This is a genomic window from uncultured Traorella sp., assembly GCF_944327115.1.
Lineage (GTDB): Bacteria > Bacillota_I > Bacilli_A > Erysipelotrichales > Erysipelotrichaceae > Traorella.
This window is the reverse complement of record NZ_CALVGS010000051.1, coordinates 1-2,916: the sequence shown is the minus strand read 5'-3', so window position 1 is coordinate 2,916 and position 2,916 is coordinate 1. Positions and strand designations below refer to the sequence as shown.

The window sequence follows — 2,916 nt, the reverse complement described above, 5'->3', positions numbered from 1 at the left end:
TTTCAAACTCTTTATAATACTTTCCTTGACTGCCAGCCTTGATAAGTACCATGATGCTTAATAGCCTGATTTGCAAGATAATAAACATTCACCAATAATTCACTGCGGCTGATCGGTGCAATATGCATCACGCTTATCTGCAAAGGATTCTCACCACGTGTCACGACATAACCCTTTTCAATGACAGCATTCTTAAATGCTTCCATATCCTCTTCATTCGTAAAATCAACAAAATGCTGGATCGGCCGTTCTTCTTCTAAATGATCATCTTCCTCAGCTAATTGAGAAATGACCGAATCGCTCTTCTGTTCCAACTGGGCTTTCAGCTCCTGATTGATCTCATCAGTCATCGGATTCTCATTGGTTTGAGGCTGAGCATCTTCTTCGACATCACAGCCGCATTCAACATTTCCTTCTTCCTCATCCTCAGCTTCATCTTCGCCTGCAAGCATATCCAGTTCATGATCCAGATATTTTTTTTCTTCGTTTTCTTTTTTCAATTTATAGGCAACTGCACCCGCAATTGCACCTAATACTACGATAGCTGTCAATGTTTTTTTCATAATATCACCATTCCTTTTCCCTATTCTACCATGTTTGTTTTCTTTTTTCTACTAATTGCGAGCCCATCACCTTCATTTATGAACAAAGTGTCATATTTCTCATGATTTTCAAGATAAACGATATAGTTTTTTATCTTTCTTACAAGACCTCGTAAGCTGCGTGACATCTTTCTTTCCGGATGTTCGACATAACCATGAAAAGAAAGATTATCGCTGACGATTATCCCATCCTCCTTCAACAACGTTTCATATTTTTCAAAAAAACGAATATACTGGGCCTTCGCTGCATCAATAAAAATACAATCAAAATTTCCATCAATATCAATTTCCAATGCATCACCATGAATCAGTTCAATTTGATCCGTTAAACCACTTCTTTCAATATTTTCTACTGCTTTCGCATATCGCTCATCATCTCTTTCGATCGTGACGATATGCATATCAGGATCAAGACGGGCCAGCTGAATGGCACTATAACCAATGGCACTGCCAATTTCTAAGATAGTTTTGATATGATTCTCAACGATCAGTTTTTGAAAGAAAACAAGGCCTTCCTTCTGCATGATGGGGATATCATATTCACGAGCATAACGTTCCATTTCTTCAATTAGTTTATCCATGAATGTATTATATCATACTCAGATGAAGAGGTACATTTATTTTCTAATCATTGTGAAGACTCGAATACCTAAACTTAATTGTTCCGGAAAACTACATTTGATTTCATCTTTGTCAGCATCATAGGTCATAGTTATTGTTGCATTGTCCATACTATGACTGTCATCCTTCAATTCTACTTCATATACATAGAGGTCTTGTATATTTAATTTCTTGTCAATGCTGCCTTTCCATGACCATGCTTCTGACCACCTGTCATGTAAATAAACATCAAAGTCGATATTATTATCATGAACATTTAAGATGAAATGATAATTCTGATCCTCAGGCTGATAGATATATTCACCCTGCAACAGATTTAATGACGGATCATTTGTTCCTTCATGTCTTTGGACAAAAAGAATGATATTTAAAACAAGAGAAGCTGCCAGCAATATCATGATACAAGCCTTTCCTATGATACTCTTATTCTCACTCTTTTTCTGTTCTGTTACGCCAAATACGATTTCATCCAAGGTAACATTAAACAATTTCGCTAGAATGATCAAATTATTTGTATCCGGCAAAACCTCATTACTTTCCCATCTTGATATTGTCTGTCTCGATACATTACATTTTTGCGCAAGCTCTTCTTGTGAATAATGATTTGCATTTCTGAGCTTTTTAATATTATTTCCAATATTCATAAGTGGTCCTCCTAACTTTATTTTACCTATTTTATATCAGAAAGCCATCTCCTTTATGTTTATTTTTGTCACATCTGTGTTACATCATAAGAAAAAGAAGCCATTACGACTTCTCTTCTTTAGTTATATTCAAAAACTAATTTTATTTCGCTTTTTTTTTAACATAAACGATGTTGAATTTGTTTCATTATATAGATATCAAGAAAGAGGTAACTATATGAGTACATAAAATGAAATCCAACAATTCGCTTTCAAATTGAATAAAAATGAGGTCAAGTCAATGATCGAATATCTTCAACCTCTTCTGCTTAGCGATAAAATAACGTTCGTCAATGAAAATATGTGCTGTCCTGTCTGCGGTTCCATTCATTTCAAAAAGAATGGACATGATGAAAATCATGTACAGAGATATTTCTGTAACCACTGCCACGCTTCTTTTTCCAGCAAAACGAATCTTTTTATCACTGCCTTTCCCCGGTCTAGGATGAAAAAAAGTTACCGGCAAGTGGAACAGCCTCATAATATGCCGAGATACAGCAAGAAAAGAGAAAACAAGGCCTTCTTTCTGCATGATAGGAATACCCTATTCAAGTGCATATTATTCCATTTCTTCAATTAGCTTATCCATGAATGTATTATATCATAAGAAAAATATCTGATTCACTTTTTCTTATTAAGGATATAAACCATCATATATATATCATTCTCTCTGACATAAAGCATCATCGTTTCACCTGTATATTTAAAATAATAATCCTGATATGCTGTATCATTTTCATCAAGAATCATATACTTATTAGATTGTTTTTGATAACTTCCTTTTAAATATAATTCATCTTGTTTATAAACCGTAATATCATTATCTTCTACAACAACTTTATAATAGGAATCTTCAGATGAAACATAGGTACCATTTCGTTTATGTCTTTCTCGGTCAGATTCTAATTTCATAAAAGAAATAAGCAACAAAATCCCAATTAAGACAGTACTGAATATAATTCTTCTTTTTCTCTTTCTTTTTTGAAATAAAACACCTTGTCTTTTTTTCA

At 33.8% G+C, this 2,916-nt stretch carries 5 protein-coding genes; all 5 read right to left on the bottom strand.

What is annotated here, in order from left to right; all coding sequences use genetic code 11:
- Nucleotides 1-11: 11 nt before the first annotated feature.
- Nucleotides 12-563, bottom strand: a complete 552-nt coding sequence (locus tag Q0K35_RS04930; RefSeq protein WP_294561560.1) for a ribonuclease E inhibitor RraB — start codon at nt 561-563, stop codon at nt 12-14.
- A gap of 20 nt (nt 564-583) precedes the next feature.
- The gene (locus Q0K35_RS04925; protein ID WP_294561559.1) at nt 584-1,183 is read right to left on the bottom strand and encodes an O-methyltransferase; all 600 of its coding nucleotides are present in this window, start codon (nt 1,181-1,183) and stop codon (nt 584-586) included.
- A gap of 36 nt (nt 1,184-1,219) precedes the next feature.
- Nucleotides 1,220-1,867 (bottom strand): helix-turn-helix transcriptional regulator, encoded by a 648-nt coding sequence (locus Q0K35_RS04920; protein ID WP_294561558.1) that lies wholly within the window; start codon nt 1,865-1,867, stop codon nt 1,220-1,222.
- A 277-nt stretch (nt 1,868-2,144) separates the two neighbouring features.
- Nucleotides 2,145-2,438 carry a hypothetical protein gene (locus tag Q0K35_RS04915; RefSeq protein ID WP_294561557.1) on the bottom strand — a complete coding sequence of 98 codons (294 nt, stop codon included), beginning with the start codon at nt 2,436-2,438 and terminating at the stop codon, nt 2,145-2,147.
- A gap of 89 nt (nt 2,439-2,527) precedes the next feature.
- On the bottom strand, nt 2,528-2,916 hold a 389-nt coding region (locus tag Q0K35_RS04910; RefSeq protein WP_294561556.1), incomplete at its 5' end, for a hypothetical protein.

Bases quoted from the DNA above. Each gene is read 5' to 3' on its own strand.
- Q0K35_RS04930 (WP_294561560.1), bottom strand. From the start codon at position 563: ATGAAAAAAACATTGACAGCTATCGTAGTATTAGGTGCAATTGCGGGT.
- Q0K35_RS04925 (WP_294561559.1), bottom strand. From the start codon at position 1,183: ATGGATAAACTAATTGAAGAAATGGAACGTTATGCTCGTGAATATGAT.
- Q0K35_RS04920 (WP_294561558.1), bottom strand. From the start codon at position 1,867: ATGAATATTGGAAATAATATTAAAAAGCTCAGAAATGCAAATCATTAT.
- Q0K35_RS04915 (WP_294561557.1), bottom strand. From the start codon at position 2,438: ATGCAGAAAGAAGGCCTTGTTTTCTCTTTTCTTGCTGTATCTCGGCAT.